The following is a 24435-nucleotide window of genomic DNA, read 5'->3' as shown; positions in this document are numbered from 1 at the left end:
GGCCCTGTTCGCCGGCGCGCGCCGCTTCCACCGCGGCGTTGAGCGCCAGGATGTTGGTCTGGAAGGCAATGCCGTTAATCAGGGTAGTAATTTCGGCGATACGCTGCGAACTGCTGGAGATATCGCGCATGGTGCTGACCACGTTTTCCACCAGCTTACCGCCCTGTTGTGCGGTCTGCGAGGCGTCGGTGGCCAGCTGGTTGGCGTGATGAGCATTGTCGGCGTTTTGTTTCACCGTGGCGGTCAGCTGTTCCATGCTGGCCGCGGTTTCCTCGACCGCCGCCGCCTGCTGTTCGGTGCGGGAGGAGAGATCGGTGTTGCCGGCGGCGATTTCCGCCGAGGCGGTGGAGACCTGGCTGACCCCCATCTGGATCTTCTCAATCATGGTGCGCAGGTTTTGGCTCATCGCCGCCACTGCGTTCAGCAGTTGCCCCAGCTCGTCGCGGCGGGTGCTGGTCTGCGCCTGGCGCAGGTCGCCGCCGGCGATGCGTTCCGCCATGGCCAGCGTGCTGTGCAGCGGACGGGTGATCTGCAGGGTGATGCGCCAGGCGATAAGCACCCCGGCGATGATGGCGATCAGGGTGGTGACGCCCATCTGCAGCTGTGCCAGATTGATGTTGTTGCGCGTCTGCACCAGTTCGTCCTGCATAAAGGCGTTCACCAGCGTGCCGATCGCTTGCGCGCGTTCGCCGAGCTGCCGGCTGATTTGCTGTTCGTGCTCATAGGCCGGCAGGTAGGCCGCGATGCGGTTTTTGTAATCGTCCAGCGCGGCCAGCAGCGGTTGCAGCTGCGGGCGCTGCGCGTCGCTGACCCGGCGGCTCAGGGCGTTGGCCGCGTCGCGCGCGTCGTCGATGGCCGCCATCAGCGGCGCTTCGGTTTCCTTGTTCAGGCTCAGCAGCAGACCGCGCGCGCCGTAGCGCACCTGGGTCAGCTTCTGGTTAAGCTGGATGAAGGCCAGCTGCAGATCGCCGTTGGTGAGCTGGCGCTCCACCTGGCTCAGGCTGGCCTGCACTTCCGACATGTTCCAGCTCTGGCGCACCGCGTCTTTTGCCGTGACCGCCTGCTCAAAGACTTTTTGCTGCTGTTGATATTCCCCGATCAGCGTCACCAGACGCTGCAGATCCTTGCGGCTTTGGGCGTCCCAGTCCAGCGCCTGCCCCTGGTCTATCAGCTTGACGGCGTTTTCAATATTGGCGCGGTTGTTCTGCAGATACTCCGGCTGGTAGGTCTGGCCGTACATGGCGCGGTTGTATTTGGCCTGGTTGATCTCCTCGTTCAGCCGGTTGCTGAAGTCGATGCGATCGGCGCGGGATTCGATGATATGCAGATATTGCGCCCCGGTGCCGGCGATGACGACCGCCAACAGCAACAACAGCGCGAAGCCGAGACCAAGCTTTTTACCTACGGTGAGATGAGTGAACTTTCCTGCCAATGCTTGCAATGCCGCCATAGCGTTTTTCCTTCTCCGGGCGAACGTCAATTGAACAAACCATCGGCAAGAAGTGGTCAAACTTTAGCGGATTTCAGGCAAAAAAATACCCGCCGGTGGCGGGCATCTTTATCAACGGGGGCGAGTTACTTCTTCGCGGCGAAGCGTGCGGCGGCTTCATCCCAGTTGACCACGTTCCAGAACGCCTTGATGTAGTCAGGGCGTTTGTTCTGATATTTCAGGTAGTAAGCGTGTTCCCACACGTCCAGGCCGATGATTGGGAAACCGGAAGCGCCGGCGACGGCTTCGCCCATCAGCGGGCTGTCTTGGTTGGCGGTAGACACTACGGCCAGCTTGCCGTCTTTCAGCACCAGCCAGGCCCAACCGGAACCGAAGCGGGTGGCTGCGGCTTTCTCGAACTCTTCCTGGAATTTCTCAACGCTGCCGAAATCGCGCTCGATGGCCGCTTTCAGATCGCCGCCCAGCGTGGTGCCGGTTTTCAGGTTTTTCCAGAAGAAGCTGTGGTTGGCGTGACCGCCGGCGTTGTTGCGCATGAAGGTGCGTTTGTCGGCAGGCACTTTGTCCAGATCCTGGATCAGCTCTTCAACGCTGTATTTGGCCAGCTCAGGGTAGGCTTCCAGCACGGTGTTGGCGTTGTTGACGTAGGTCTGGTGGTGTTTGGTGTGATGGATTTCCATCGTCTGCTTGTCAAAATGCGGTTCCAGTGCGTCGTAAGCGTACGGCAGGGATGGCAGTGAATAACTCATAATCATCATCTCCAGTGGTGTATGGGCGGCGCAAAGGGCGAGCACCGCGTAAGCAGTCGGATCATTATAGTTAATTAAATGATATTGAAAATGATTATCAATGCCCTGTGGATTGTGTGGTTAATGAACAAATCGTTGCGTTAACATGTTGATAGAAGAGGGCGCAGGGTGGCCGGTTCAAACCGTCGCCCCGGCGCGTTGGTTACTCTCTATACTGTAGGGAGCGCCAACGTCGAAATGTATCGAAATGTGCCAATGCGTTCACTGAATGAGCACGAGTGTGTAACAACCACAAGCACGCTGTGGTAATATGGCCGGCGTTCGTAGCAAGCATAACAACAGTGACATTCGCGTTTGCCGCGCTAGCGGGCAGGCGCATTTGAACAATGTGACAATCGAGAGTAAAGGAGACCCCCATGCAGGTCAGCAGAAGGCAGTTCTTTAAGATCTGCGCTGGCGGTATGGCAGGAACGACGGTGGCCGCGCTGGGCTTTGCCCCCGAAGTGGCGTTGGCGGAAACCCGGCAGTACAAACTGCTGCGCGCCCGCGAGACCCGTAATACCTGTACGTATTGTTCCGTCGGCTGTGGGCTGTTGATGTACAGCCTTGGTGATGGCGCCAAAAACGCCAAAGAAAGCATTTTCCATATCGAAGGGGATCCGGATCACCCGGTAAACCGCGGCGCGCTTTGCCCGAAAGGCGCCGGCCTGGTTGACTTCATCCACAGCGAAAGCCGCCTCAAGTACCCGGAATACCGGGCGCCGGGGTCGGACAAATGGCAGCGCATCAGCTGGGACGACGCCTTTACCCGCATCGCCAAGCTGGTGAAAGAAGACCGTGACGCCAACTTCATCAAAACCAACGATCAGGGCGTTACCGTCAACCGTTGGCTGACCACCGGCATGCTGTGCGCTTCGGCCGCCAGCAACGAAACCGGTTTTCTGTCGCAAAAATTTAGTCGCGCTCTCGGCATGCTTGCCGTAGACAACCAGGCGCGTGTCTGACACGGACCAACGGTAGCAAGTCTTGCTCCAACATTTGGTCGCGGTGCGATGACCAACCACTGGGTTGATATCAAGAACGCGAATTTGATTATCGTCATGGGCGGTAATGCGGCGGAAGCGCATCCGGTGGGGTTCCGCTGGGCGATGGAAGCCAAAATACACAACAATGCCAAGCTGATCGTGATCGATCCGCGCTTTACCCGAACCGCGTCGGTGGCGGACTTCTACACGCCGATCCGCTCCGGGACCGACATCGCTTTCCTGTCGGGCGTGTTGCTGTATCTGATGACCAACAACAAGTTCAACCGCGAATACGTCGAGGCCTACACCAACGCCAGCCTGCTGGTGCGGGAAGACTTTGCCTTCGAAGACGGGTTGTTCAGCGGCTACGACGCGGAAAACCGCAAGTACGACAAAACCACCTGGAACTACCAGTTCGACGAGAACGGCTTCGCCAAGCGCGACGTCACGCTGCAGGATCCACGCTGCGTGTGGAACCTGCTGAAACAGCACGTGAGCCGCTACACGCCTGACGTGGTGACCAACATCTGCGGCACGCCGAAGGACGATTTCCTCAAGGTGTGCGAATACATCGCCGAAACCTGCGTCGCGGATAAAACCGCTTCGTTCCTGTACGCCCTGGGCTGGACTCAGCACTCGGTCGGCGCGCAGAACATTCGCACCATGGCGATGATCCAGCTGCTGCTCGGCAACATGGGCATGGCGGGCGGCGGCGTCAACGCGCTGCGCGGCCACTCCAACATCCAGGGGCTGACCGATCTCGGCCTGCTGTCGCAGAGCCTGCCGGGCTACTTGACGCTGCCGTCGGAGAAACAGACCGATCTCGACACCTACCTGAAGGCCAACACGCCGAAGGCGTTGCTGCCGGGCCAGGTGAACTACTGGGGCAACTACCCGAAATTCTTCGTCAGCATGATGAAGACCTTCTACGGCGACAAGGCGCAGAAGGACAACAGCTGGGGCTTTGACTGGTTGCCGAAGTGGGACAAAGGCTACGACGTGCTGCAGTACTTCGAGATGATGGCGCAGGGCAAGGTCAACGGCTACTTCTGCCAGGGCTTTAACCCGGTGGCGTCGTTCCCGAACAAAAACAAGGTGGTGGCTTCGCTGTCCAAGCTGAAGTTCCTGGTGACCATCGATCCGTTGAACACCGAGACTTCCAACTTCTGGCAGAACCACGGCGAGTTCAACGAGGTGGATCCTTCGCAGATCCAGACCGAAGTGTTCCGCCTGCCGTCCACCTGCTTCGCCGAAGAGAACGGCTCGATCGTCAACTCCGGCCGCTGGCTGCAGTGGCACTGGAAAGGCGCGGACGCCCCGGGCGAAGCGCTGAACGACGGCGAGATCCTGGCGGGCATCTTCAGCCGCCTGCGCGAGATGTATGCGCGCGACGGCGGCGCGGTGCCTGAGCAGGTGCTGAACATGACCTGGGACTACCTGACGCCGGACAACCCGGCGCCGGAAGAGGTGGCGCAGGAGAACAACGGCAAGGCGCTGGCGGATCTGCTGGATGCCGATGGCAAAGTGCTGGTGAAAAAAGGCGAGCTGCTCAGCTCGTTCGCGCAGTTGCGCGACGACGGCACCACCGCCAGCGGTTGCTGGATCTTCGCCGGCAGCTGGACGCCGGCCGGCAACCAGATGGCGCGGCGCGACAACGCCGATCCGTCCGGCCTCGGCAATACGCTGGGCTGGGCCTGGGCATGGCCGCTCAACCGCCGCATTCTGTACAACCGCGCCTCGGCGGATCCGCAGGGCAAACCGTGGGATCCGAAACGCCAACTGCTGGAGTGGGACGGCGCCAAGTGGGTCGGGGCCGATATCCCGGACTACAGCACCGCTGCGCCGGGCAGCGACGTCGGGCCGTTCATCATGCAGCCGGAAGGCATGGGCCGCCTGTTCGCCACCGACAAGATGGCGGAAGGGCCGTTCCCTGAACACTACGAGCCGTTCGAAACGCCGCTCGGCACCAACCCGCTGCACCCGAACGTGGTGTCCAACCCGGCGGCGCGCGTGTTCAAGGACGATCTGGCGGCGATGGGCAAATCCGACAAGTTCCCTTACGTCGGCACCACCTATCGTCTGACCGAGCACTTCCACTACTGGACCAAGCACGCGCGGCTGAACGCCATCGCGCAGCCGGAGCAGTTCGTGGAGATCGGCGAAAAGCTGGCGGAGAAGAAGGGCATCAAGCAGGGCGACACCGTGAAAGTCAGCTCCAACCGCGGCTACATCAAGGCCAAGGCGGTGGTGACCAAGCGTATTCGCACGCTGCAGGTGCACGGCCAGGAAGTCGACACCATCGGCATCCCGATCCACTGGGGTTACGAAGGGGTGGCGAAGAAAGGCTTTATCGCCAACACGCTGACGCCGTTCGTCGGCGACGCCAATACGCAAACGCCGGAGTTCAAGGCGTTCCTGGTCAACGTGGAAAAGGTGTAACGGAGACGAATTATGGCCATGCAATCTCAAGACATCATTCGTAAATCCGCCACCAATGGTTTCACGCCGGCGCCGCGCGCCCGTGACCACCAGGAAGAAGTGGCCAAACTGATCGATGTCACCACCTGTATCGGCTGCAAGGCCTGTCAGGTGGCCTGTTCCGAATGGAACGACATCCGCGACGAAGTGGGGCACAACGTTGGGGTGTACGATAACCCCGCCGATCTGACCGCCAAGTCGTGGACGGTGATGCGCTTCTCCGAGGTGGAGGAAAACGGCAAGCTGGAATGGCTGATCCGCAAGGACGGCTGCATGCACTGCGCCGATCCGGGCTGCCTGAAGGCCTGCCCGTCGGAAGGCGCGATCATTCAGTACGCCAACGGCATCGTCGACTTCCAGTCCGAGCACTGCATCGGCTGCGGCTACTGCATCGCCGGCTGCCCGTTCGACGTGCCGCGCATGAACAAGGACGACAACCGGGTGTACAAGTGCACCCTGTGCGTCGACCGCGTGGACGTCGGCCAGGAACCGGCCTGCGTGAAAACCTGCCCGACCGGCGCCATTCACTTCGGCACCAAGGAAGCGATGAAGCAGGTGGCGGCGGATCGCGTCAGCGAGCTGAATACCCGCGGCTACCAGAACGCCGGTCTGTACGATCCGGCGGGGGTGGGCGGCACGCACGTGATGTACGTGTTGCACCACGCCGACAAACCGCAGCTGTACCACGGTTTGCCGGACAACCCGAGCATCAGCCCGGCGGTGACCTTCTGGAAGGGCGTGTGGAAACCCCTGGCGGCCATCGGTTTTGCCGCCACCTTCGCGGCCAGCGTGTTCCACTATGTCGGCGTCGGGCCTAACCGCGTCGAGGATGAGGACGAGCACGACGAGTCGCACGACGAGGAGACGCGCAAATGAGAAAGGAAAAGCCCATTCAGCGTTACAGCGCGCCGGAGCGCATCAACCACTGGATCGTGGCGTTCTGTTTCGTGTTCGCCGCCATCAGCGGGCTGGGGTTCTTCTTCCCCTCCTTCAACTGGCTGATGAACATCTTCGGGACGCCGCAGCTGGCGCGCATCCTGCACCCGTTTGTCGGGGTGATCATGTTCGCCGCGTTCCTGCTGATGTTCCTGCGCTACTGGAAGCATAACCTGATCAACCGGGAAGATATCGTCTGGGCCAAGAACATCCACAAAATCGCCATGAACGAGGAAGTGGGTGATACCGGGCGCTATAATTTCGGCCAGAAGTGCGTGTTCTGGGCGGCGATTATCAGCCTGGTGCTGCTGCTGGCCAGCGGCGTGGTGATCTGGCGGCCGTATTTTGCGCCGTCGTTCTCCATCCCGCTGATCCGCATCGCGCTGCTGGTGCATTCGCTGGCCGCGGTCGGCCTTATCATCGTGATTATGGTGCACATTTACGCCGCATTGTGGGTAAAAGGCACCATTACCGCGATGGTGGAAGGCTGGGTGCCGGCGGCCTGGGCCAAGAAACATCATCCGCGCTGGTACCGTGAGGTCCGCGAGAAACGACAGGAAGATAAACCCTGATGAGTATCCGCATCGTTCCTAAAGAGCAGTTAGGGGCACAGCGTGAGAAGTCCACAACGGCGGAGAACATCCCGCCGTTACTTTTCGCCAACCTGAAAAGCCTGTACAGCCGCCGCGCCGATCGTCTGCGTCAGCTGGCGGTCGACAATCCGCTGGGCGACTACCTGAACTTCGCCGCCGAGCTGGCGCAGGCGCAGCAGCATGCGCTGCACGATAACCCGCTGCAGCTCGATCTGAGCGAAGCGCTGGCGCAGGGCGCCGCCAGCGGCAAACCGCCGCTCGATCTGAGCGTGTTCCCGCGCAGCGAGCACTGGCGCAAGCTGCTGACGTCGCTGATCGCCGAGCTGCGCCCGCAGGCGCCGGAGCATATCCTGGCGGTGCTGGACAACCTGGAGAAGGCCTCGGCGCACGAGCTGGAGCTGATGGCCGACGCCTTGCTCAACCGCGAGTTCGGCAAGGTGGGCAGCGAAAAGGCGCCGTTCCTCTGGGCCGCGCTGTCGCTCTATTGGGCGCAGATGGCCAGCCTGATCCCCGGCAAGGCGCGCGCCGAATACGGCGAGCAGCGCCAGTTCTGCCCGGTGTGCGGCAGCATCCCGGTTTCCAGCATGGTGCATATCGGCACCGTCAACGGCCTGCGCTACCTGCACTGCAACCTGTGCGAAAGCGAATGGCACGTGGTGCGGGTGAAGTGCAGCAACTGCGAGCAGACCCGCGATCTCAACTACTGGTCGCTGGACAGCGAGCAGGCGGCGGTGAAGGCGGAAAGCTGCGGCGACTGCGGCACTTACCTGAAGATCCTCTATCAGGAAAAAGACCCGCAGGTCGAAGCGGTGGCCGACGATCTGGCTTCGCTGGTGCTGGACGCCCGCATGGAAGAAGAAGGCTTCGGCCGCAGCAGCATCAATCCGTTCCTGTTCCCGGCGGAATAACCGCCCGGCCCCGTTCGCGCGGGGCCGGACCTGCAATTTCAGCACGGGCTTCTGGCAATCGCCCGGGCGAGTTGCTACGTTTAGGCCATAACGCGCCAAGCGAAAGGAACCACGATGTTAAACACCCTGGCAAAACTGACCGCGGTCGCCGTGTTGGCGATCGGACTGGCGGCCTGCGACAACAAGGACGACACCAAACCGGCGGTGCCGCCACCCGACACCAAACCGACTGTGACGCAGCCCGCGCCACCGCCGCCGCCTGCGCCGGTAGAAACCCCGCCCGCGCCGCCGGGGCTGAACGTGTCGCTGCAGAAGGGCAAGATCACCTTCGAGCTGCCGCCGGGCTTTAGCGATCAAACGCTGAACAGCGGCATCATCAACGACAGCACCTCCACCATTCAGCGCTTTCTTGACGGCAAGTCGCGCCAGAGCGCGGTTTCGTCCGAAGTGATCCCGCCGGACGGCATGAAGCTCAATACCAGCGACAAAATGCTGAAAGAGCTGACGCAGAGCGCCATCACGGTGCTGGCCGAGCGCTATCAGAATATCCAAACCACCAAAGAAGAGAACTTCAGCGTCGGCAAACAGAAGTTTCGCCGGGTGGATACCGAACAGACCGTCAACGGGCAAAAGGTGGTCTCCACCCTGGTGTTGACGGTGTTCAACAAGCGGGTGGTAACGTTGCAAATGCTGTCGCCGGCCAAAACGCCGGAAGTGCATCAGGCGCTGGTGCAGCGGATTATCGATACCCTGGCGGTGAAGTAAGGACGCCGCGGCCAGGACGAAGCGGAGGAGACCGGATGAAGCTTATCGGCAGTTACACCAGCCCCTTTGTGCGCAAGATTTCCGTGATGCTGCTGGAGAAGGGGATTGCGTTCGAATTCGTCAACGATCCGCCGTATGAGCCCGGCAGCCGGGTGAAGGAGCTGAACCCGCTCGCCAAGGTGCCGGTGCTGATCGCCGATGACGGCGAGGTGTTTTACGACTCGCCGGTGGTGGCCGAATACCTCGAGCTGCTGGCGGTGGAGCCGGCGTTTTTGCCGGCCGAACGCGCCGCCGCGTTGCGCGTTCGGCAGGTGGCGGCGTTGGCGGACGGTGTGACCGAAGCGGCGGCGACCCTGTTTCGCGAAAGCCGGCGCGCGCCGGAAAAACAGGACGAAAACTGGATGCTGCGCCAGCGTGACAAGCTGACGCAGGGCCTGGACGCACTGGAGGCGCTGGCGCGGGAAAAAACGTGGCTCAATGCCGAGCGGCTGACGCTGGCGGATATCGCCACCGGCTGCGCGCTGGGCTACCTCAATTTCCGCCGCATCCTGCCCAACTGGTGCGTCGAGCGCCCGACGCTGGTCAAGCTGGCCGAACGCCTGTTCGCCCGCGAAAGTTTCGCCCGCACTGCGCCACCTTGAGTTTTTTTCTCCCCGCCGCGGCGGGGTTTTGCTATGCCGATACGTCTAAATTGAAAACCGAGCGACCATGAGCACTGAATCCCACCTTCTTTACAGTCAACTGCCCGCCATCGACCGTCTGCTGCGTGAACCCGCGATTGAACCGCTGGTGGCGCAGCATGGCCAGACGCTGATCGGTGAACTGTTGCGCCGGCTGCAGGCTCAGGCGCGCGACGCGATCAAGCAACAGCAACGCTTGCCGGCCTGGTGCGGCGACTGGCCGCAGGCGCTGCGGGCCGAGCTGGCCCGGCAGCAACGCCCGGCGTTATTGCCGGTGTTCAACCTTAGCGGCACCGTGCTGCACACCAATCTCGGGCGCGCCCTGCTGGCGCAGCCGGTGAAGGATGCGGTGAGCGCGGTGATGGGGGAGGCGGTGACGCTGGAGTACGATCTGGACGGCGCCGGGCGCGGCCATCGCGATCGGGCGGTGGCGGATCTGCTGTGCCGGCTGACCGGCGCGGAGGACGCCTGCATCGTCAATAACAACGCGGCGGCGGTGCTGCTGATGCTGGCGGCGATCGCCCCCGGCAAAGAGGTGGTGGTGTCGCGCGGCGAGCTGGTGGAAATCGGCGGCGCGTTCCGCATTCCCGACGTGATGCGCCAGGCCGGCTGTCAATTGGTGGAGGTCGGCACCACCAACCGCACCCATCTGAAGGATTACCGCCAGGCCATCAATGAGCAGACTGGCCTGTTAATGAAAGTGCACACCAGCAACTACAGCATTCAGGGCTTTACCGCGGCGGTCGACGAGGCCGAACTGGCGCAGCTCGGGGCCGAACAGGGCGTGCCGACCGCCACCGATCTGGGCAGCGGTTCGCTGATCGATATGGCGCAGTACGGTCTGCCCGCCGAGCCGATGCCGCAGCGGCTGCTGGCCGCCGGCGTCGATCTGGTGACATTCTCCGGCGATAAGCTGCTGGGCGGCCCGCAGGCCGGCATCATCGTCGGCAAAAAGGCGCTGATCGCCCGTTTGCAGCAGCACCCGCTCAAACGCGCGCTGCGCGTCGGCAAGCTGACGCTGGCGGCTCTGGAGGCCACGCTGCGGCTCTATCTGCAGCCGGAAAAACTGGCAGAGCAACTGCCGACGCTGCGGTTGCTGACCCGCCCGCAGCAGGAGATGCAACAGGCGGCCGAGCGGCTGCTGGCGGCGCTGACGCCGCGGTTCACCGCCGATTTCGAGCTGCGCGCCGAACCTTGCTGGTCGCAGATTGGCAGCGGTTCGCTGCCGGTGGATCGCCTGTCCAGCTTTGCGCTGACCTTCACGCCGCGCGACGGCCGCGGCGCCACGCTGGAGGCGCTGGCTGAACGTTGGCGCCGTCTGCCGCAGCCGGTGATCGGCCGCCTCGGCGACGGCCGGCTGTGGCTGGATCTGCGCTGTCTGGAACAGGAAGGGGCGCTGATCGACGCGCTGAACGCATCATGATCATCGCCACCGCCGGCCATGTCGATCATGGCAAAACCACCCTGCTGCAGGCGATCTCCGGGATCAACGCGGATCGCCTGCCGGAAGAAAAGCGCCGCGGCATGACCATCGATCTGGGCTACGCCTACTGGCCGCAGCCGGACGGCCGGGTGCTGGGCTTTATCGACGTGCCCGGCCACGAGAAATTCCTCGCCAATATGCTGGCGGGCGTCGGCGGCATCGACCATGCGCTGCTGGTGGTGGCCTGCGACGACGGCGTGATGGCGCAGACCCGCGAGCATCTGGCGATCCTGCGTCTGAGCGGGCGCCCGGCGCTGACGGTGGCGCTGACCAAGGCCGACCGGGTGGAGGCGGCGCGTGTCGATGAGGTATGCCGCCAGGTGCGCGATGAGCTGGCGCGTCAGGGCTGGCCCGATGCGCCGCTGTTCGTGACCGCAGCGGCGGCGGGAGTGGGCATCGAGGCGCTGCGCGCGCATTTGCTGGCGTTGTCGCCCGGCGAGCATGCGCTGACGCGCCGTTTTCGCCTGGCGGTAGACCGCGCGTTCAGCGTCAAAGGGGCGGGGCTGGTGGTGACCGGCACCGCGCTCGGCGGCCGGGTGAAGGTGGGGGATACGCTGTGGCTGACCGGCGCCGATGCACCGGTGCGGGTGCGCGGCCTGCATGCCCAGAATCAGACCGTGGAACACGCGCAGGCCGGGCAGCGCATCGCGCTTAACATCAGCGGCGATGTCGATAAAGAGCGGATCGCGCGCGGCGATTGGCTGCTGGCGCAGCGCCCGCCCGAAGCGGCGGAACGCATTCTGGTGGCGCTGGAGACGGATCGGCCGATCCGCCATTGGCAGCCGCTGCATCTGCACCATGCCGCCAGCCACATCACCGGGCGCATTTCGTTGCTGAACGACGGGCTGGCGGAACTGATCCTCGATCGCCCGCTGTGGTTGGCACAGAACGATCGGCTGGTGCTGCGCGATATCGGCGCGCGGCAAACGCTGGGCGCGGCCCGGGTGCTCAAACTGAATGCGCCCAAGCGCGGCAAGCGTCAGCCGGACTATCTGGCATGGCTGCAGGCCTTGGCGCAGGCGCAAGACGATGCGCAGGCGCTGGCGCTTGAGTTGCCGCACGGCGCGCTGTCGCTGGCGACGTTCGCCTGGGCGCGACAATTGACGGACGATGGCCTGAACGAGCTGTTGGCGAACGGAGATCTGCTGATCGTCGGTGACCGGGCGCTGGCGCAGGATCAGGTGCAACAGGCGGAAAGCCGCCTGCTGCAGGTGCTGACGGACTATCACCAACAGCACGCCGATCAGCTGGGCTTAGGGCGCGCCCGCCTGCGGCGCATGGCTCTGCCTCAGCAGCCGGAGGCGTTGGTGTTTATGATGATCGATCGGTTGCTGAAGGCCGGCGCGCTGCGCAATACGCGCGGCTGGCTGCACCTGCCGGAACACGGCCTGGCGTTCAGCGCCGAAGAGGCGCCGCTGTGGGCGCGCATCGAACCGCTGTTCGGCGACGAGCCGTGGTGGGTGCGCGATTTGGCGAGCGAACTGGGAGAGGAAGAGAGCCGGGTGCGCGCGCTGCTGCGCAAGGCGGCCCAGTTGGGCCATGTGACGGCGGTGGTGGTGGATCGTTACTACCTCAGCCGACGCATCGATCAGTTCGCGGCGCTGATCCGCGAGCTGGATGCGGAGCGCGGCGGCGCCAACGCCGCCGATTTCCGCGATCGGCTCGGCGTCGGGCGCAAGCTGGCGATCCAGGTGCTGGAGTTCTTCGATCGCAGCGGCTTTACCCGTCGCAAGGGCAACGAGCATCTGCTGCGCGACGGCGGGTTGTTCGGCAACTGATTGCGTGTTTTTTGTTCTCTGATGGCGGTATAATCAGCTTTAATCACTTTGATTGATGTTGATTGTACTGAGGAGCAAGACGATGAATACGAAAGTCATCACCGCTCATGTGCCGCTGCCTTTGGCTGAAAAGGTGGATGAAATGGCCGCCAAACTTGAACGTTCACGGGGATGGATAGTGAAGCAAGCCCTCGCCGCCTGGCTTGAGCAAGAGGAAGAGCGCCGTCGATTAACGCTGGCGGCGCTGGCCGATGTCGAACAGCAAAACGTTATCGATCATGAGTCGGTAGAAGCCTGGGCTGCCAGCCTGGACAGTGACGAGCCGCTGCCGGTACCGCGCTGATGGAATTAAAATGGACGAGTAAGGCGCTATCGGATTTGGCGCGTTTGTTTGAGTTTCTTGCCTTGGCTAACCGCACTGCGGCAGCGAATTCGGTGAAGGCCTTGGTCGCCGCGCCTAAAGCGTTGCTCGATAATCCTCGCCTGGGTGAAAGACTGGATGAGTTTTTACCGCAGGAAGTGAGGCGTATTCTGGTCGGCCGTTATGAGATACGTTACCAGGTGCAGCCGGCAACGATTTATGTTCTGCGTATTTGGCATACCCGCGAAGAGCGATAGGCCGAATTCCCCTACCCGATAAATCTGACGGCGGCCCGGCTGACGTCGGGCGTCTGGGCGGTGAGAAACGCCTGTAAACGTTCGATCAGCGGCCGTTTTGCCGATTCTTCCGGCCAAACCAGATAGTAACCGTCGCCGGTGCGCACGGCGACGTCACAAGGCAGCGCCAATAATCCCTCCTCAATCGTCCGCAGGCTCAGCGCCAGATCGCCGATCGAGACGCCGTGCCCGGCGATGGCCGCCGCGTTGCCCTGTTCCAGCGAATCAAATACCTGGCCGCGCGTGAGATCGATCGGGGCCGCGATGCCGCTTTTTTGCAGCCAGCGCCGCCAGTCGCGCCGATCGGGCGACGGGTGGATCAGCGGGCAGGCGGCGAGATCCCGCTGGCCGTCGGCGAGCAGCGCGGGGGCGCAAATTGGGATCAGCCATTCGTCGAACAGCCTGGCGGCGGCGGTGTTGGCGCCAAAATGGCCGTTGCCGAGCAGGATGGCGCAGTCGTAGGGTTCGCTGAAAAAATCCACGCTGTCGATGTCCATCCAGACGCTGGCTGCCTGCACCTCGAACGCCTGCGCCGTTTGCCGGAACCGGCTCAGGCAGTCCAGCAGCCAGCGCAGGGTCAGGGTGGAGGGCGCCTTCAGCCGCAGCAGATCGCGGTGGCTTCTGAACAGCTCGCAGGCTTGCTCGATGCGGCCAAACCCTTGCTGCAGCTCGGCGGCGAAGATTTTCCCCTGCGGCGTGACCTCGATACGCGGGCCGTTGCGCTGGAACAGCCGGCAGCCGAAGTGCTGCTCCAGCGTTTTGATGTGCTTGCTGACGGCGCTGGGGGTGAGATGCAGCTCGTCGGCGGCCAGCGTGAACGAGCCGGTGCGGGCGGCGCTTTCGAAGGCGCGCAGGGCGTAAAGCGGCGGAAGGGAACTGGCCATCGCGGCGTCTCTAATAATGAGTCTGATTCACAGTAAACGACAGGATTACTCCTTTTTCAAGGCGGGGGCGGCGGCATGATAATGGCGCGACGCCAACTGACTGAATGTGAGTGAAATAAAGATGAACCTGTCGTTGCTGGCGGCGTATTGCGCCGCCATTTTCTTGCTGATCGCCACGCCGGGGCCGGTGGTGGTGATGGTCGCCAACACCGCGGCGCGCTTTGGCGCCCGGCGCGCGCTGTTGACCGCGCTGGGCAGCAACGGGGCCTCCTTGTTGCTGATCGGCATCGCCGCGCTGGTTGTCACCGGGCTGTTCGCGGTGGATATGCGCTTGCTGCAGTGGACAGGCCTGCTGGGTTGCCTGTTTATCGGCCGCATGGCGATCGTCTCGCTGTATGAGGATTTATCCGCGCGTCCCCCCGATGCGCTGCCCGTTACGCCGCCGCAAAAACGCTCGGCTATCCTGAACGGTTTTCTGGTGGGGATCGCCAACCCCAAAGACATCATTTTCTTCGTCGCCTTTTTCCCGCAGTTCATCGCCGTCACCCCCTCGATCGGCGCCAGCCTGACGCTGCTGACCGCGCTGTGGGTGCTGGCGGACTTCGCCATTTTGCTGGCCTATATCACCCTGCTGTCGGGAACGGCGCTGCAGCGCGCGCGACGGGCGATCTCCGTTCTGTCGGCGTTGCTGTTGTTGGCGGTGGCGATGGTGGGAACGGGGTATGCACTGTGGGGGCTGCTCGGCTGAAGCCGCATAAAACACGCCGGTCGGGAAACCGGACCGGCGTTTTATCGTCGCGTTTACACCGCGCCGTTCGGCTGCGGCGTGGGGTCGCCGTTGCGGCGTTTGCCGAGGAACAGCGCCACCAGCGTCAGCCAGCACAGGCCGCTGATAAGGTTGAACAGGTTGAACAGCCCGCTGCCGCCCCAGACGTAGGCGACCTTGGCCAGCTCGATGCCGACGGTGAACACCATCATGCTCAGCATGCCCATAGTGGCCGACACCGTGCCTTTGCTGACATTGCTGGAGAACAGCGTCAGGCGGTACAGCCCGGCGTTGGCGAGGCCGATGCCGAAAGCGTACAGGCTCAGGCCGGCGGTCATCCACAGGTAGGCGTGGCTGGAGAACTGGGTCGCCAGCGCGGCGATCAGCAGCCCCAGCAGCATCGGGCCCGCGCCCAGCTTGATCAGGCGCTCCACGCTGTTTTTGCCGGTCAGACGCGCCAGCGTCAGGTTACCGAGGATCAGCGCGCCGAACACCGGGATTTGCAGCAGGCCATAATCCAGCGTCGACAGCGACTCACCGCTGATCAGGATCACCGGCGACTGGGCGATCCAGGCCAGCAGCGGCAGGCTGGCGAAACCGATCGCCAGCGCGCCGCACAGGAAGCGGCGGTTGCCCAGCACCTGGCGGTAGTCGCGCCACAGGTTGGCGGCGGAAAACGCCTCGCCCTGCAGCGTGGCGGTTTCCGGCATGGCTTTCCACAGGCCGTAGAAGGCGATGGCCGCCAGCGCCGCAAACAGCACGAACATGCTTTGCCACGGCGCGACGTGGATCAGCGCCGCGCCGGCCAGCGGCCCCAGCAGCGGGGCGATCAGCGCCACGTTGGCCATCAGGGCGGTGATCTTGATGCACACCGCCTCCTCGAACGACTCCTGGATCGTGGCGTAGCCGACCGCGCCGATAAAGCACAGGCCGATGCCCTGCAGGAAACGCATGGCGATAAACTGCTCGATGGTGGTGACCAGCAGGATCGCCAGGCAGGAGACGATAAAGAACGCCACCCCGGCCAGCATCACCGGACGACGGCCGCGGCGATCCGACAGCGGCCCGAGCAGCCACTGCAGGAAGATGCCGCCGGCCAGATAGGCGGTCATCGAGGTAGGCACCCACTCTTCGCCGGCGTTGAAATCCGCCACGACGGCCAGCATGCCCGGCTGAATCATATCGTTGCCGATATAGGTGGCGAACTCGAACAGCACCAGACAAAGAGGGAATAAAAGCGCCTGTCGGCCCAAACGTGCCGCAGGTGGTAATGTCGTTTTCATATTATTGTACTGATAGTAAAAGAGAAAAAGGAACTGCCAGGGCGGGAAGCGCAAACTGAGCGAGTTGTGGCGGCTATTTTGCCGCCAATTGTTCACCTTCGCAATCATAAGGTGTTGTTTAAGTGCATTCTGATATTTCGCTTTTGGGTTGTCGCCGAACGCCGTGCCCGATAACCTCTTCTTAACATATCAATATGACACAAGATCGGGCGAGCGTTTGAGCGAGAAAATCGGCTGGATAGACAACCTGCGGGCGATGGCGTGCATGATGGTGGTGATGATCCACGCCACCACCTATTACGTCACCAACGGCGCGGCGATAGGGCTGCACAACTGGGATATCGCCAACGTGCTGAACTCGCTGTCGCGCGTGTCGGTGCCGCTGTTCTTTATGATTTCCGGCTACCTGTTCTTCGGCGAAAAGAGCGCCGGCCGGCGGCATTTCACCCGCATCGTCTGCTGCATTCTGTTCTACAGCGCCATTGCGCTGATCTACATCGCGGCTTTCACCAAGATCGGTTTCTGGCCGTCGCTGCGCGGCATTTTGCAAAAGCCGGTGTTCTATCATCTGTGGTTTTTCTACGCCATTGCAGTGATTTACCTGCTGTCGCCGCTGATCAGCGTCAAACCGGTGTCGCGCCGCTACCTGGCCGCCGTGCTGGTGGTGTTGGCGGCGATCGCCAACCCGAATACCGACAAGCTGACCTTCGGCAACGCGCATCTGCTGCCGGTTAACCTGTATATCTACGGCGATACCTTCTACTACCTACTGTATGCGTTGGCCGGGCGGGCGATTGGCATGATGGAGGCGCGCGGGCGCGCCGTGGGCTGGCTGGCGGCGTTGGGATTTGCGCTGTGCGTGGCGCTGATCGCGCGCGGCACCAAACATCAGCTGTTCATCAACGGCAACTTCGCCGATACCTACTACATCTACAGCGGCCCGCTGGTGTTTATGGCGGCGGTGGCGCTGCTGGTGTGGGTGAAACACTGTCTGCCGCAGCCGATCGGCTGGCTGAGCGCGTTTTCCCGCCATTCGCTGGCGATTTACGGTTTTCACGCCCTGATCGTCAACGTGATGCGCAATCGGCACCTGGATTTCACCGGCCACCCGCTGCTGGATATCTTCTGGGTGTTCGGCGTGGCGCTGGGGCTCAGCCTGCTGCTGTCTGTCGGCCTGCAGCGGCTGGATACCCGCCGGCTGGTGTCATAGCGGCGAGCGCTGGCGCTGCTGGGCGCGGCGCAGCTGCCGCCCGGAGGAAAAACCGGCCGCCAGCGCGGCCTTCTCCAAGCCATATCCTTGCTGCAGGCGCTGTTGCGCCACCGCCAACCGCAGCTGTTCATGATATTCCCGTACGCTGATGCCGACGTGGCTGCGAAACAGCCGCGCCAGATGGCGGCTGCTGACGTGCGCCTTCTCCGCTATCTGCGGCACCGACCAGTCGGCCTCCGGCTCGGCGGCCATCACGTCCTGCGCACGGTGCACCGCCGGGTGCAGGTGGTTGCGGTAACGCAGCCAGGGCGACAGCTGCGGATCGTCGCCGGCGCGGCGGAAATAGACCACCATGTCGCGGGCGACGTCGCGCGCCCGGTCGGAGCCGCAGTGGCGGTGGACCAGGTGCAGCGCCAAATCGATGCCGGTGGTGATGCCCGCGCTGGTGTAGACGCCGCGGTCTTCAACGAAGATGCGGTTCTCTTTCACCTGCGCCGCCGGCGCCTGCCGGCGGATACGCTCGATAACGTCGTGGTGGGTGGTGCACTGATAGCCGTCGAGCAACCCGGCCTGCGCCGCCAGCAGCGCGCCGGAACAGATGCACACCAGGGTGATGCGCTGCCGCTGCAGATCGGGCCGCAGCGTCGCCAGCCAGCGACGCGCCTGCTCGGCCTCTTCCCCGGCGAAATAGCGCTGCGAATCGCCGACCCCCGGCAGCACCAGGATAGCGCCGTCGTCCAGGCGTTCGGGCAACGGCTGCAGGCCGCTCAGCGTCATGCCGATGGAACAGACGATCTGCGGCGCCGGGCTGAGATAACGCAGGCTGAACTGCCCGGCGAGGCGCAGGGTTTCCGCCGGGCCGCTGACGTCCAGCGACAGCACGTTGGGCAACAGCAGAAAATAGACGGCCTGCGGCATGATTACTCCTGTGCGAGTTGCGCCAGCGCCTCATCCACGCTGGCGATGCGGGCGAAACGATCGACCAGTACGGTTTCAGTATGCCGCTTCAACTGCGCGGGGGTAAAGACTTCGCCGTCGGGATGGCGCATCGGGAAGGTCAGCGTCGCCTCGGTGACGAAAGTCACCCGATAACCGAGATCGGACGCCACCCGGGTGGTGGTTTCGCAGCACTGTTCGGTGCGGATGCCGGAGACGATCAGGTGGGTGATGTCCCGCTCGCGCAGCCAGGCGTCGAGGCCGGATTCGGTCAGCGCATTGTGCACATGCTTATGCACGGTGACATCCGCGTGGTGGGTGAGGAACGGCAGGCGCTGCACGTGGCCTGAAGCCAGTGAGAACGGCCCCTGCGGCGAGACGTGCAGCACGTCGACCAGCGCCGCGCCGTGTTGTCGGCAGCCCGCGATCAGGCGGGTCAGAGCCTGTTGAAACGCCGGCAGATCGTCCTCCTGCCAGAATGGACGGTGCTGGAATGATTGCTGGACATCGATGATCAATAACGCGCTCTGTGACATTTTCGGCCCTCCGCCAGTGTGTGTAGCGACCATCTTGCGCCGCGCCTTACTCGGACAGAAGGCCAAAAACGGCCATCATGATGACAACAGCGGACCGACCTTAGGCTTTGCTCACCTGACCGGCCACCAGGCGCCCCCGATGGAAGGTGGCGCTGCGCGTCGGCAGACGGGCGACCGCCTCGGCGGAACAGCTGGCGTTGACCAGCACGAACTCGGCGGCGTCGCCGGCTTTCGGCCAGGCGCGCTGCCCCTTATCGTCCAGCGGCAGCACGCCGCCGGTGGAGATGGCCATGGCGCGCGACAGGTGATACTCGTCGGAGCCGCGGTACAGCTGGGCGTACAGATTGGCCTTCTCCAGGATGTCGCCGGTGCCGAACGGCGACCAGTGGTCGATCACGCTGTCGGTGCCGGTCATCACGAACACCCCTTTCTCGCTGAGCTGCGGCAGCGGCATCATCAGGCCGCCGATCGGCACCGTGGAGGCGATGGTGATCTGCTGCGCCGCCAGCCGGGTGGCGGTTTCCGCCAGTTCGCCCGGCGTCAGCGTGGTCAGGGCGAAAGCGTGGCTGATGGTGACCTTGCCGCGCAGCGCCGGGTTTTTCTCCACGGTGGCGATCATGTAGTTGATGGCGGCGACCCCGGCCGGGCTGGTTTCATGCAGGTGGATATCCACGCCTTTGCCGGTATCGAGGGCGATCTGGAACATGGCGTCGAGCGATTTCTCCATCGCGCCGTCGACGTTGGTCGGATCCAGCCCGCCGACGTACTGCACGCCCATCTGCATCGCTTCGCGCATCAGCGCGTCGACCTTGGAGTGCAACAGGCCGTGCTGCGGGAAGGCGACGATTTCACAGCTGAAGTCCGCCCGGTGGTTTTCCAGCGCGCGCTGCAGGTGCTCCAGGCTTTTCAGGCCGCTGACCGGATCGATATTGCAGTGGCTGCGCGCCACGGTGCTGCCTTTGGACTGCAGCAGGGCAATCAGGTTTTCCGCTCGCTGCTGCGAGGTGGGCAGCAGTTTCGGGATCAGCGTCTGCTCCAGCGCGATCATGTCCATGATGGTTTTGCCCTGGCGCGGGCGCGGCGCCTGCCACGGGCCGCTGTAGAAGGTTTTGTCCAGGTGGATGTGCATATCGCGGAACGCCGGCAGCAGCAGCTGGCCCCGCGCCTGATAGCGAGGCACGCCGGCGGGCAACGCGGCGTTGGCGGCATGAATGGCGGCGATCTTGCCGTCTTTGATCTCCAGGGTGTACAGCGCGGTGCGGGTGCCGATCACCGTTTCGCCGTCGTATTCAAAGCCGTCTTCCAGCCGCACCTCACTCAGGCAGTAGTGGCGATCGGTCAGGGTCATCGGCGTTGGCGCACACGGCTCGCCGCCAGGCGAAGCGGCCTGCGCCATGCCGCCTGTCAGGCCGATCACCGCGCAGGCGGTGGTGAGTTTGCCGGTTTGGCTGAGGAAGGCTCTGCGGCCCGGTTGCTGAGGGTTTTCCACGTTCGGTTCCTTAATCCAGAGGTGAGGGGTGAAAACATCCTCCAATTTAGGAGAGGAACCGGCCGGTTGGCAGCGACATTTGCCACTGGTGACTATTCGATTTGGTAATGACCGGCGTGCGCCGGGGTAAGGATTTTCCTGGCTTGCTCTTTCGTAGCTTTAATGGCTACATTTGTAGCCATTAAAGCTACATGAGGTTAGCGTTATGCACGATCCGATGCTCGAGTTGCTGTTCAGCGAATACCGTAGAAAAGTGCTAAGCCTGCTGTTTATTGAAGCCGGGCGTGCGTTTCATGTGCGAGAAATTGCGCGGCGCACCGCAACTCAGGCCGGCACTTTACATAAAGAGTTGAGCAGGTTGGCGGAGAGCGGCATCTTGCTCAGGCAGCGGCAGGGCAACCAAATTTGCTATCAGGCCAACGCCGATTGCCTGATTTTCCCTGAGCTGGCGGCGATTTTCCGCAAGGTTTGCGGGCCGGCGGAGTGCTTAAGGCAGACATTGGCAGCGTTTGGCGAAGCTATTGAACGCGCTTTTATTTTTGGTTCTGTCGCCAGTGGCAAAGCGACGGCGGCCAGTGATATCGATGTTCTGATTGTCGGCAAACTGTCTTTTGCGGAGGTGATTCAGGCGGTTTACCCGCTGCAGGCAACGCTGGGTCGGGAAATTAACCCCAAACTGTACTCGCCAGAAGAGTGGCGAGCGGCTTTGGCCGAGAACTCCGCGTTTATACAGGACATTATGCAGAAACCCCAACTTTGGATTGCGGGAGACAAGGATGACGCTGGACAATCTGGTCGGGCTGGGACTGGAGGTGATAACGCCTGACGCGGGGGCGATTAAAAAATTGCTGGCCGCCGCCGCTCGCAATCGACGCGATGCGGGTATCACTCAGCTCAGCAATGAGAGCCGTTTCGACACGGCATATAAAGCGGTCATGCAAATGGCGAATGCCGCTTTGCAAGCCAAAGGATACCGCACGCTGACCAGCAAACCCGGCCATCACCAGATCATGATCCAATCGTTGCCGCTCACCGTAGGGCTGCCGCGAGAGGAAATGATCTGCCTGGATGCATTGCGAAAACAGCGCAACGTGGCGGATTATTCCGGCGACTTGGTGACGGACGCGGCGGTACAGGCTTGCCTTGAGCAGACAGAAGCGCTGTGGGTACGGATTATCGACTGGCTGCAGCACGAACATCCGCAGATAGTGGCGTAAGCGGTCTCACTTCAACCCGCAAAACACCGTTAGCCGCTGGGCCAGCGCCAGCGTGGCGGCAGGGGCGCCGTCGCGGTAGTAGAGCGCCAGTTCGAAGCTGTCTATCGGCGGCAATCCTTCGGCTCCGCCCAGCACCCGGTGCGTCGGCAAACGGCAGCCGGCCGGCAGCAGGGTGACGCCCAGCCCGGCGGCCGAAGCGGCGGTCAGCGCCGCCAGGCTGGCGCTGCTGTAGCCGATGCGCCAGCGTTTGCCGAGGTTGTCGAGCGCCTGGCACAGCTCGTCGCGGTACAGGCCGTTCAGTGGAAATACCGCCAGCGGCACCGGCGATTGCTCGATGGCCGGGAAGGCCAGGCTGTCCAGCCACAGCAGCGGTTCCGGCCGCGCGGCGCGCGGCGGTTGCCGGCGGCGCTGTTTCACCAGGATCAGATCCAGCTCTTCACGCGCGTAGGCGCTGTGCAGATCGGCGCTCAGGCCGCTGGCGACGTCCAGCCGCAGGTGCGGGTGCTCGCGGCTGAAGTCGGCCAGCAGTTCGGTGGTGGGCACGGCGAAATCCTCCGGCATGCCGATCCGCAGCACGCCGTCGCGCCAGATGCCGGTCAGCGCGTCGTGAGCTTCTTCATTCAGCGCGATAATGCGGCGCGCGTAGCTCAACAGCTTGACGCCTTCTTCGGTCAGCAGCACCTGATGTGAGGAACGCTCAAACAGCGGCTTGCCCAGCATCTCTTCCAGCCGGCGCACCTGCTGGCTGACGGTGGACTGCGACAAAAACACCCGCTCTGCGGCGCGGGTGAAGCTGTTGCTGTCGCACACGGCGACGAAGCTGAGCAGCAGCTGCGGATTGAACATCGGGTAGCGATTCATTTTCCCACTGTTGGCTATTTTATTATTTAATTTCCCAATACTAGCGGCGTTGCCTACAGTAACGCAACGCTGCGGCGATCGCGCTGTGACGCCGCACTCTTCATTTCGCAGTACCAGGAATATGCCGTGTTAAATCATTCTGTTAATTCACCTTCCCCGCGCCGCTGGCTCAACCCTCTGTTGCTGGCGCTGGTGTTGATCGGCCTGAACATGCGGCCGCTGTTGACCTCGATCGGCCCGTTGCTGCCGACGCTGCGCCAGGCCACCGGGCTGAGCTTTGGCGGCGCGGCGCTGCTGACCACGCTGCCGGTGCTGATGATGGGGCTGATGGCGCTGGCGGGCGGCGCCATCAACCGGCTGTTCAGCGAACGCAGCGCCGTGGCGTTGAGCCTGCTGGCGATCGGGCTGGGCGCGCTTTGGCGCGAACTGGCCCCCGGCAGCGTGCAACTGCTGATGAGCGCGGTGCTGGGCGGGCTCGGCATCGGGGTGATCCAGGCAGTGATGCCCGGCATCATCAAGCATCACTTCCTTAAAAGCATGGCGCTGGTGGCCGGGCTGTGGTCGGCGGCGCTGATGGGCGGCGGCGGGCTGGGGGCGGCGATCACCCCGTGGCTGATGAGCGCGGGGCACGACTGGCACAGCGCGCTGGCCTGGTGGGCGTTGCCGGCCCTGGTGGCGCTAGTGGCCTGGTGGCCGGTCAGCCGGGGGCTGTCTCGCCTGGGCGCGGCGGGAGAACACCGCGGCCCAAGCCTGCTGCGCAACCGGCGCGCCTGGCTGCTCGGCGCCTATTTCGGCCTGATCAACGGCGGCTATACCAGCCTGATCGCTTGGCTGCCGCCGTATTACATGCAGCTTGGCTGGCAGCCGCAGGCCAGCGGTTCGCTGCTGGCGCTGATGACCTTCGGCCAGGTATTGGGCGCGTTGCTGCTGCCGGCGCTGGCGCGCAATCATGACCGGCGGCCGCTGCTGTTGCTGGCGCTGATGATGCAGCTGATCGGCTTTATCGGCCTGATTTATCTGCCGCAGACGTTGCCGTGGCTGTGGGTGTTGCTTTCCGGGCTGGGGCTGGGCGGCGCGTTCCCGCTGTGCCTGGTGCTGGCGCTCGATCACCTGCACCAGCCGGCGGCGGCCGGGCGACTGGTGGCCTTCATGCAGGGTGTCGGTTTCCTGCTGGCGGGCGTCACGCCTTACCTTTCCGGCCTGCTGCGCGATTACAGCGGCGGCTTCGTGCTGGACTGGCAGATCCACGCGCTGCTGGTGGTGGTGCTGATCGCCATCACCTGGCGCTTCCACCCGCACAGCTATCGGCGGGCGTTCGCCGAATAATATTTCTGTCATTGCCGCTCCCTATAGTGACGTTGCTTTTACTTCTGGGCGATAACAACGAAAAGGGACAATGACATGCACAACACCAAAACCCGGCTGGCGCTGCTGGTCGGCTGCATGGCGCTGAGCGCCAACCTGTGGGCTGAGGCGCAGCCGGTGCAGGCGACGCTGGCGGGGCATGCGCTGCTGCCGGTGAAATCCGCCGTTTCCACACCGAAGGATGCGCCGAGCGATTTGCAGCAGAGCGGTAAATACACCAGCGGCAAACGCGTCACCGAGCTGGGCAGCGTGGCGGGCAAATCCGCCGATCGCCTGACCGGCATCGGCCTGCCAATCAACGGCCAACCGCTGCAGGGCCACTCCGGCATCAAACACATGCCCGACGGCACCTACTGGGTGCTGACCGACAACGGCTTTGGCAGCAAGGC

At 63.1% G+C, this 24435-nt stretch carries 23 protein-coding genes and 1 pseudogene; 16 read left to right on the top strand and 8 right to left on the bottom strand.

The window, feature by feature from the left end:
- On the bottom strand, positions 1 to 1450 hold a 1450-nt coding region (locus ADK28_RS04390; RefSeq protein WP_048794986.1), incomplete at its 3' end, for a methyl-accepting chemotaxis protein.
- Positions 1451 to 1575: 125 nt separating this feature from the next.
- Entirely contained in the window at positions 1576 to 2196 is a 621-nt protein-coding gene (gene sodA / locus ADK28_RS04385; protein ID WP_004934003.1) for a superoxide dismutase [Mn], read from the bottom strand.
- A gap of 416 nt (positions 2197 to 2612) precedes the next feature.
- Between sodA and fdnG the strand changes: the two genes are divergently transcribed.
- From fdnG to ADK28_RS04330, 10 genes are all read left to right on the top strand, one after another.
- Positions 2613 to 5660 (top strand): formate dehydrogenase-N subunit alpha, encoded by a 3048-nt coding sequence (gene fdnG / locus ADK28_RS04375; RefSeq protein WP_086013585.1) that lies wholly within the window; start codon positions 2613 to 2615, stop codon positions 5658 to 5660.
- A 12-nt stretch (positions 5661 to 5672) separates the two neighbouring features.
- Positions 5673 to 6575 carry a formate dehydrogenase subunit beta gene (fdxH, locus tag ADK28_RS04370; RefSeq protein ID WP_004934014.1) on the top strand — a complete coding sequence of 301 codons (903 nt, stop codon included), beginning with the start codon at positions 5673 to 5675 and terminating at the stop codon, positions 6573 to 6575.
- Complete coding sequence (gene fdoI, locus ADK28_RS04365) at positions 6572 to 7207, top strand: formate dehydrogenase cytochrome b556 subunit (RefSeq protein WP_004934017.1); 636 nt, start codon at positions 6572 to 6574, stop codon at positions 7205 to 7207. Before fdxH ends, fdoI begins: the two co-directional genes overlap by 4 nt.
- Positions 7207 to 8136: a formate dehydrogenase accessory protein FdhE gene (gene fdhE / locus ADK28_RS04360; protein WP_033639080.1), complete on the top strand. Its 930-nt coding sequence runs from the start codon at positions 7207 to 7209 to the stop codon at positions 8134 to 8136. Before fdoI ends, fdhE begins: the two co-directional genes overlap by 1 nt.
- Before the next feature lie 114 nt (positions 8137 to 8250).
- Positions 8251 to 8901 (top strand): DcrB-related protein, encoded by a 651-nt coding sequence (locus ADK28_RS04355; RefSeq protein WP_033639079.1) that lies wholly within the window; start codon positions 8251 to 8253, stop codon positions 8899 to 8901.
- Positions 8902 to 8936: 35 nt separating this feature from the next.
- Positions 8937 to 9542: a glutathione S-transferase gene (locus tag ADK28_RS04350; RefSeq protein WP_004934025.1), complete on the top strand. Its 606-nt coding sequence runs from the start codon at positions 8937 to 8939 to the stop codon at positions 9540 to 9542.
- Positions 9543 to 9609: 67 nt separating this feature from the next.
- Positions 9610 to 11004: an L-seryl-tRNA(Sec) selenium transferase gene (gene selA / locus ADK28_RS04345; RefSeq protein WP_048794985.1), complete on the top strand. Its 1395-nt coding sequence runs from the start codon at positions 9610 to 9612 to the stop codon at positions 11002 to 11004.
- Positions 11001 to 12842 carry a selenocysteine-specific translation elongation factor gene (gene selB, locus ADK28_RS04340; RefSeq protein ID WP_048794984.1) on the top strand — a complete coding sequence of 614 codons (1842 nt, stop codon included), beginning with the start codon at positions 11001 to 11003 and terminating at the stop codon, positions 12840 to 12842. The genes selA and selB overlap by 4 nt, the downstream gene beginning before the upstream one ends.
- A gap of 82 nt (positions 12843 to 12924) precedes the next feature.
- On the top strand, positions 12925 to 13185 hold the full coding sequence (locus ADK28_RS04335) for a CopG family ribbon-helix-helix protein (RefSeq protein WP_033639076.1): 261 nt from the start codon (positions 12925 to 12927) through the stop codon (positions 13183 to 13185).
- The gene (locus tag ADK28_RS04330; protein WP_033636570.1) at positions 13185 to 13460 is read left to right on the top strand and encodes a type II toxin-antitoxin system RelE/ParE family toxin; all 276 of its coding nucleotides are present in this window, start codon (positions 13185 to 13187) and stop codon (positions 13458 to 13460) included. The genes ADK28_RS04335 and ADK28_RS04330 overlap by 1 nt, the downstream gene beginning before the upstream one ends.
- An 11-nt stretch (positions 13461 to 13471) precedes the next feature.
- Here ADK28_RS04330 and ADK28_RS04325 read toward each other — a convergent pair whose 3' ends face one another.
- Positions 13472 to 14383 (bottom strand): LysR family transcriptional regulator, encoded by a 912-nt coding sequence (locus ADK28_RS04325; protein ID WP_033639075.1) that lies wholly within the window; start codon positions 14381 to 14383, stop codon positions 13472 to 13474.
- A gap of 121 nt (positions 14384 to 14504) precedes the next feature.
- On the opposite strand from ADK28_RS04325, the gene ADK28_RS04320 reads away from it, so the two are divergent.
- The gene (locus ADK28_RS04320; RefSeq protein ID WP_048794983.1) at positions 14505 to 15131 is read left to right on the top strand and encodes a LysE family translocator; all 627 of its coding nucleotides are present in this window, start codon (positions 14505 to 14507) and stop codon (positions 15129 to 15131) included.
- 53 nt (positions 15132 to 15184) lie between these two features.
- Here the strand turns inward: ADK28_RS04320 and ADK28_RS04315 are convergent, their stop codons facing one another.
- Positions 15185 to 16432 carry an MFS transporter gene (locus tag ADK28_RS04315; RefSeq protein WP_028127797.1) on the bottom strand — a complete coding sequence of 416 codons (1248 nt, stop codon included), beginning with the start codon at positions 16430 to 16432 and terminating at the stop codon, positions 15185 to 15187.
- Positions 16433 to 16649: 217 nt separating this feature from the next.
- Between ADK28_RS04315 and ADK28_RS04310 the strand changes: the two genes are divergently transcribed.
- Positions 16650 to 17642, top strand: a complete 993-nt coding sequence (locus ADK28_RS04310; protein ID WP_048794982.1) for an acyltransferase — start codon at positions 16650 to 16652, stop codon at positions 17640 to 17642.
- Here the strand turns inward: ADK28_RS04310 and ADK28_RS04305 are convergent.
- From ADK28_RS04305 to ADK28_RS04295, 3 genes are all read right to left on the bottom strand, one after another.
- Entirely contained in the window at positions 17637 to 18560 is a 924-nt protein-coding gene (locus tag ADK28_RS04305) for a GlxA family transcriptional regulator (protein WP_033639072.1), read from the bottom strand. The two genes, ADK28_RS04310 and ADK28_RS04305, sit on opposite strands and share 6 nt — an antisense overlap.
- 2 nt (positions 18561 to 18562) lie before the next feature.
- Positions 18563 to 19114 (bottom strand): isochorismatase family protein, encoded by a 552-nt coding sequence (locus ADK28_RS04300; RefSeq protein ID WP_048794981.1) that lies wholly within the window; start codon positions 19112 to 19114, stop codon positions 18563 to 18565.
- 100 nt (positions 19115 to 19214) lie between these two features.
- The gene (locus ADK28_RS04295) at positions 19215 to 20603 is read right to left on the bottom strand and encodes an amidohydrolase family protein (protein ID WP_033639070.1); all 1389 of its coding nucleotides are present in this window, start codon (positions 20601 to 20603) and stop codon (positions 19215 to 19217) included.
- Positions 20604 to 20808: 205 nt separating this feature from the next.
- Between ADK28_RS04295 and ADK28_RS04290 the strand changes: the two genes are divergently transcribed.
- Both ADK28_RS04290 and ADK28_RS04285 read left to right on the top strand, forming a co-directional pair.
- A complete protein-coding gene (locus tag ADK28_RS04290) occupies positions 20809 to 21429 on the top strand; it encodes a nucleotidyltransferase domain-containing protein (protein WP_016929554.1) in 621 nt (206 codons plus the stop codon).
- Positions 21380 to 21820, top strand: coding sequence for a hypothetical protein (locus ADK28_RS04285; RefSeq protein ID WP_033639069.1), 441 nt, complete (start codon positions 21380 to 21382; stop codon positions 21818 to 21820). Before ADK28_RS04290 ends, ADK28_RS04285 begins: the two co-directional genes overlap by 50 nt.
- Before the next feature lie 6 nt (positions 21821 to 21826).
- On the opposite strand, the gene ADK28_RS04280 is transcribed toward ADK28_RS04285, so the two are convergent.
- On the bottom strand, positions 21827 to 22681 hold the full coding sequence (locus tag ADK28_RS04280) for a LysR family transcriptional regulator (protein ID WP_033639068.1): 855 nt from the start codon (positions 22679 to 22681) through the stop codon (positions 21827 to 21829).
- A 126-nt stretch (positions 22682 to 22807) separates the two neighbouring features.
- Between ADK28_RS04280 and ADK28_RS04275 the strand changes: the two genes are divergently transcribed.
- Together ADK28_RS04275 and ADK28_RS04270 are read left to right on the top strand one after the other, a co-directional pair.
- Positions 22808 to 24007 carry a cyanate transporter gene (locus ADK28_RS04275; protein WP_033639067.1) on the top strand — a complete coding sequence of 400 codons (1200 nt, stop codon included), beginning with the start codon at positions 22808 to 22810 and terminating at the stop codon, positions 24005 to 24007.
- A 75-nt stretch (positions 24008 to 24082) separates the two neighbouring features.
- Positions 24083 to 24435 (top strand): annotated as a pseudogene (locus ADK28_RS04270) (glycerophosphodiester phosphodiesterase); the annotation flags it as partial.

It is taken from the genome of Serratia sp. 506_PEND, from assembly GCF_001076875.1.
In the GTDB taxonomy this organism is placed as follows: domain Bacteria; phylum Pseudomonadota; class Gammaproteobacteria; order Enterobacterales; family Enterobacteriaceae; genus Serratia; species Serratia marcescens.
Note: the sequence above shows the minus strand (reverse complement) of the source record. Positions and strands in the feature narration are given on the sequence as shown.

What these genes read in the sequence shown, in the direction of transcription:
- sodA (WP_004934003.1), bottom strand. Translation starts at nt 2,196, where the DNA reads ATGAGTTATTCACTGCCATCCCTGCCGTACGCTTACGACGCACTGGAA.
- fdxH (WP_004934014.1), top strand. Translation starts at nt 5,673, where the DNA reads ATGGCCATGCAATCTCAAGACATCATTCGTAAATCCGCCACCAATGGT.
- fdoI (WP_004934017.1), top strand. Translation starts at nt 6,572, where the DNA reads ATGAGAAAGGAAAAGCCCATTCAGCGTTACAGCGCGCCGGAGCGCATC.
- fdhE (WP_033639080.1), top strand. Translation starts at nt 7,207, where the DNA reads ATGAGTATCCGCATCGTTCCTAAAGAGCAGTTAGGGGCACAGCGTGAG.
- ADK28_RS04355 (WP_033639079.1), top strand. Translation starts at nt 8,251, where the DNA reads ATGTTAAACACCCTGGCAAAACTGACCGCGGTCGCCGTGTTGGCGATC.
- ADK28_RS04350 (WP_004934025.1), top strand. Translation starts at nt 8,937, where the DNA reads ATGAAGCTTATCGGCAGTTACACCAGCCCCTTTGTGCGCAAGATTTCC.
- selA (WP_048794985.1), top strand. Translation starts at nt 9,610, where the DNA reads ATGAGCACTGAATCCCACCTTCTTTACAGTCAACTGCCCGCCATCGAC.
- selB (WP_048794984.1), top strand. Translation starts at nt 11,001, where the DNA reads ATGATCATCGCCACCGCCGGCCATGTCGATCATGGCAAAACCACCCTG.
- ADK28_RS04335 (WP_033639076.1), top strand. Translation starts at nt 12,925, where the DNA reads ATGAATACGAAAGTCATCACCGCTCATGTGCCGCTGCCTTTGGCTGAA.
- ADK28_RS04330 (WP_033636570.1), top strand. Translation starts at nt 13,185, where the DNA reads ATGGAATTAAAATGGACGAGTAAGGCGCTATCGGATTTGGCGCGTTTG.
- ADK28_RS04325 (WP_033639075.1), bottom strand. Translation starts at nt 14,383, where the DNA reads ATGGCCAGTTCCCTTCCGCCGCTTTACGCCCTGCGCGCCTTCGAAAGC.
- ADK28_RS04320 (WP_048794983.1), top strand. Translation starts at nt 14,505, where the DNA reads ATGAACCTGTCGTTGCTGGCGGCGTATTGCGCCGCCATTTTCTTGCTG.
- ADK28_RS04315 (WP_028127797.1), bottom strand. Translation starts at nt 16,432, where the DNA reads ATGAAAACGACATTACCACCTGCGGCACGTTTGGGCCGACAGGCGCTT.
- ADK28_RS04305 (WP_033639072.1), bottom strand. Translation starts at nt 18,560, where the DNA reads ATGCCGCAGGCCGTCTATTTTCTGCTGTTGCCCAACGTGCTGTCGCTG.
- ADK28_RS04300 (WP_048794981.1), bottom strand. Translation starts at nt 19,114, where the DNA reads ATGTCACAGAGCGCGTTATTGATCATCGATGTCCAGCAATCATTCCAG.
- ADK28_RS04290 (WP_016929554.1), top strand. Translation starts at nt 20,809, where the DNA reads ATGCACGATCCGATGCTCGAGTTGCTGTTCAGCGAATACCGTAGAAAA.
- ADK28_RS04285 (WP_033639069.1), top strand. Translation starts at nt 21,380, where the DNA reads ATGACGCTGGACAATCTGGTCGGGCTGGGACTGGAGGTGATAACGCCT.
- ADK28_RS04280 (WP_033639068.1), bottom strand. Translation starts at nt 22,681, where the DNA reads ATGAATCGCTACCCGATGTTCAATCCGCAGCTGCTGCTCAGCTTCGTC.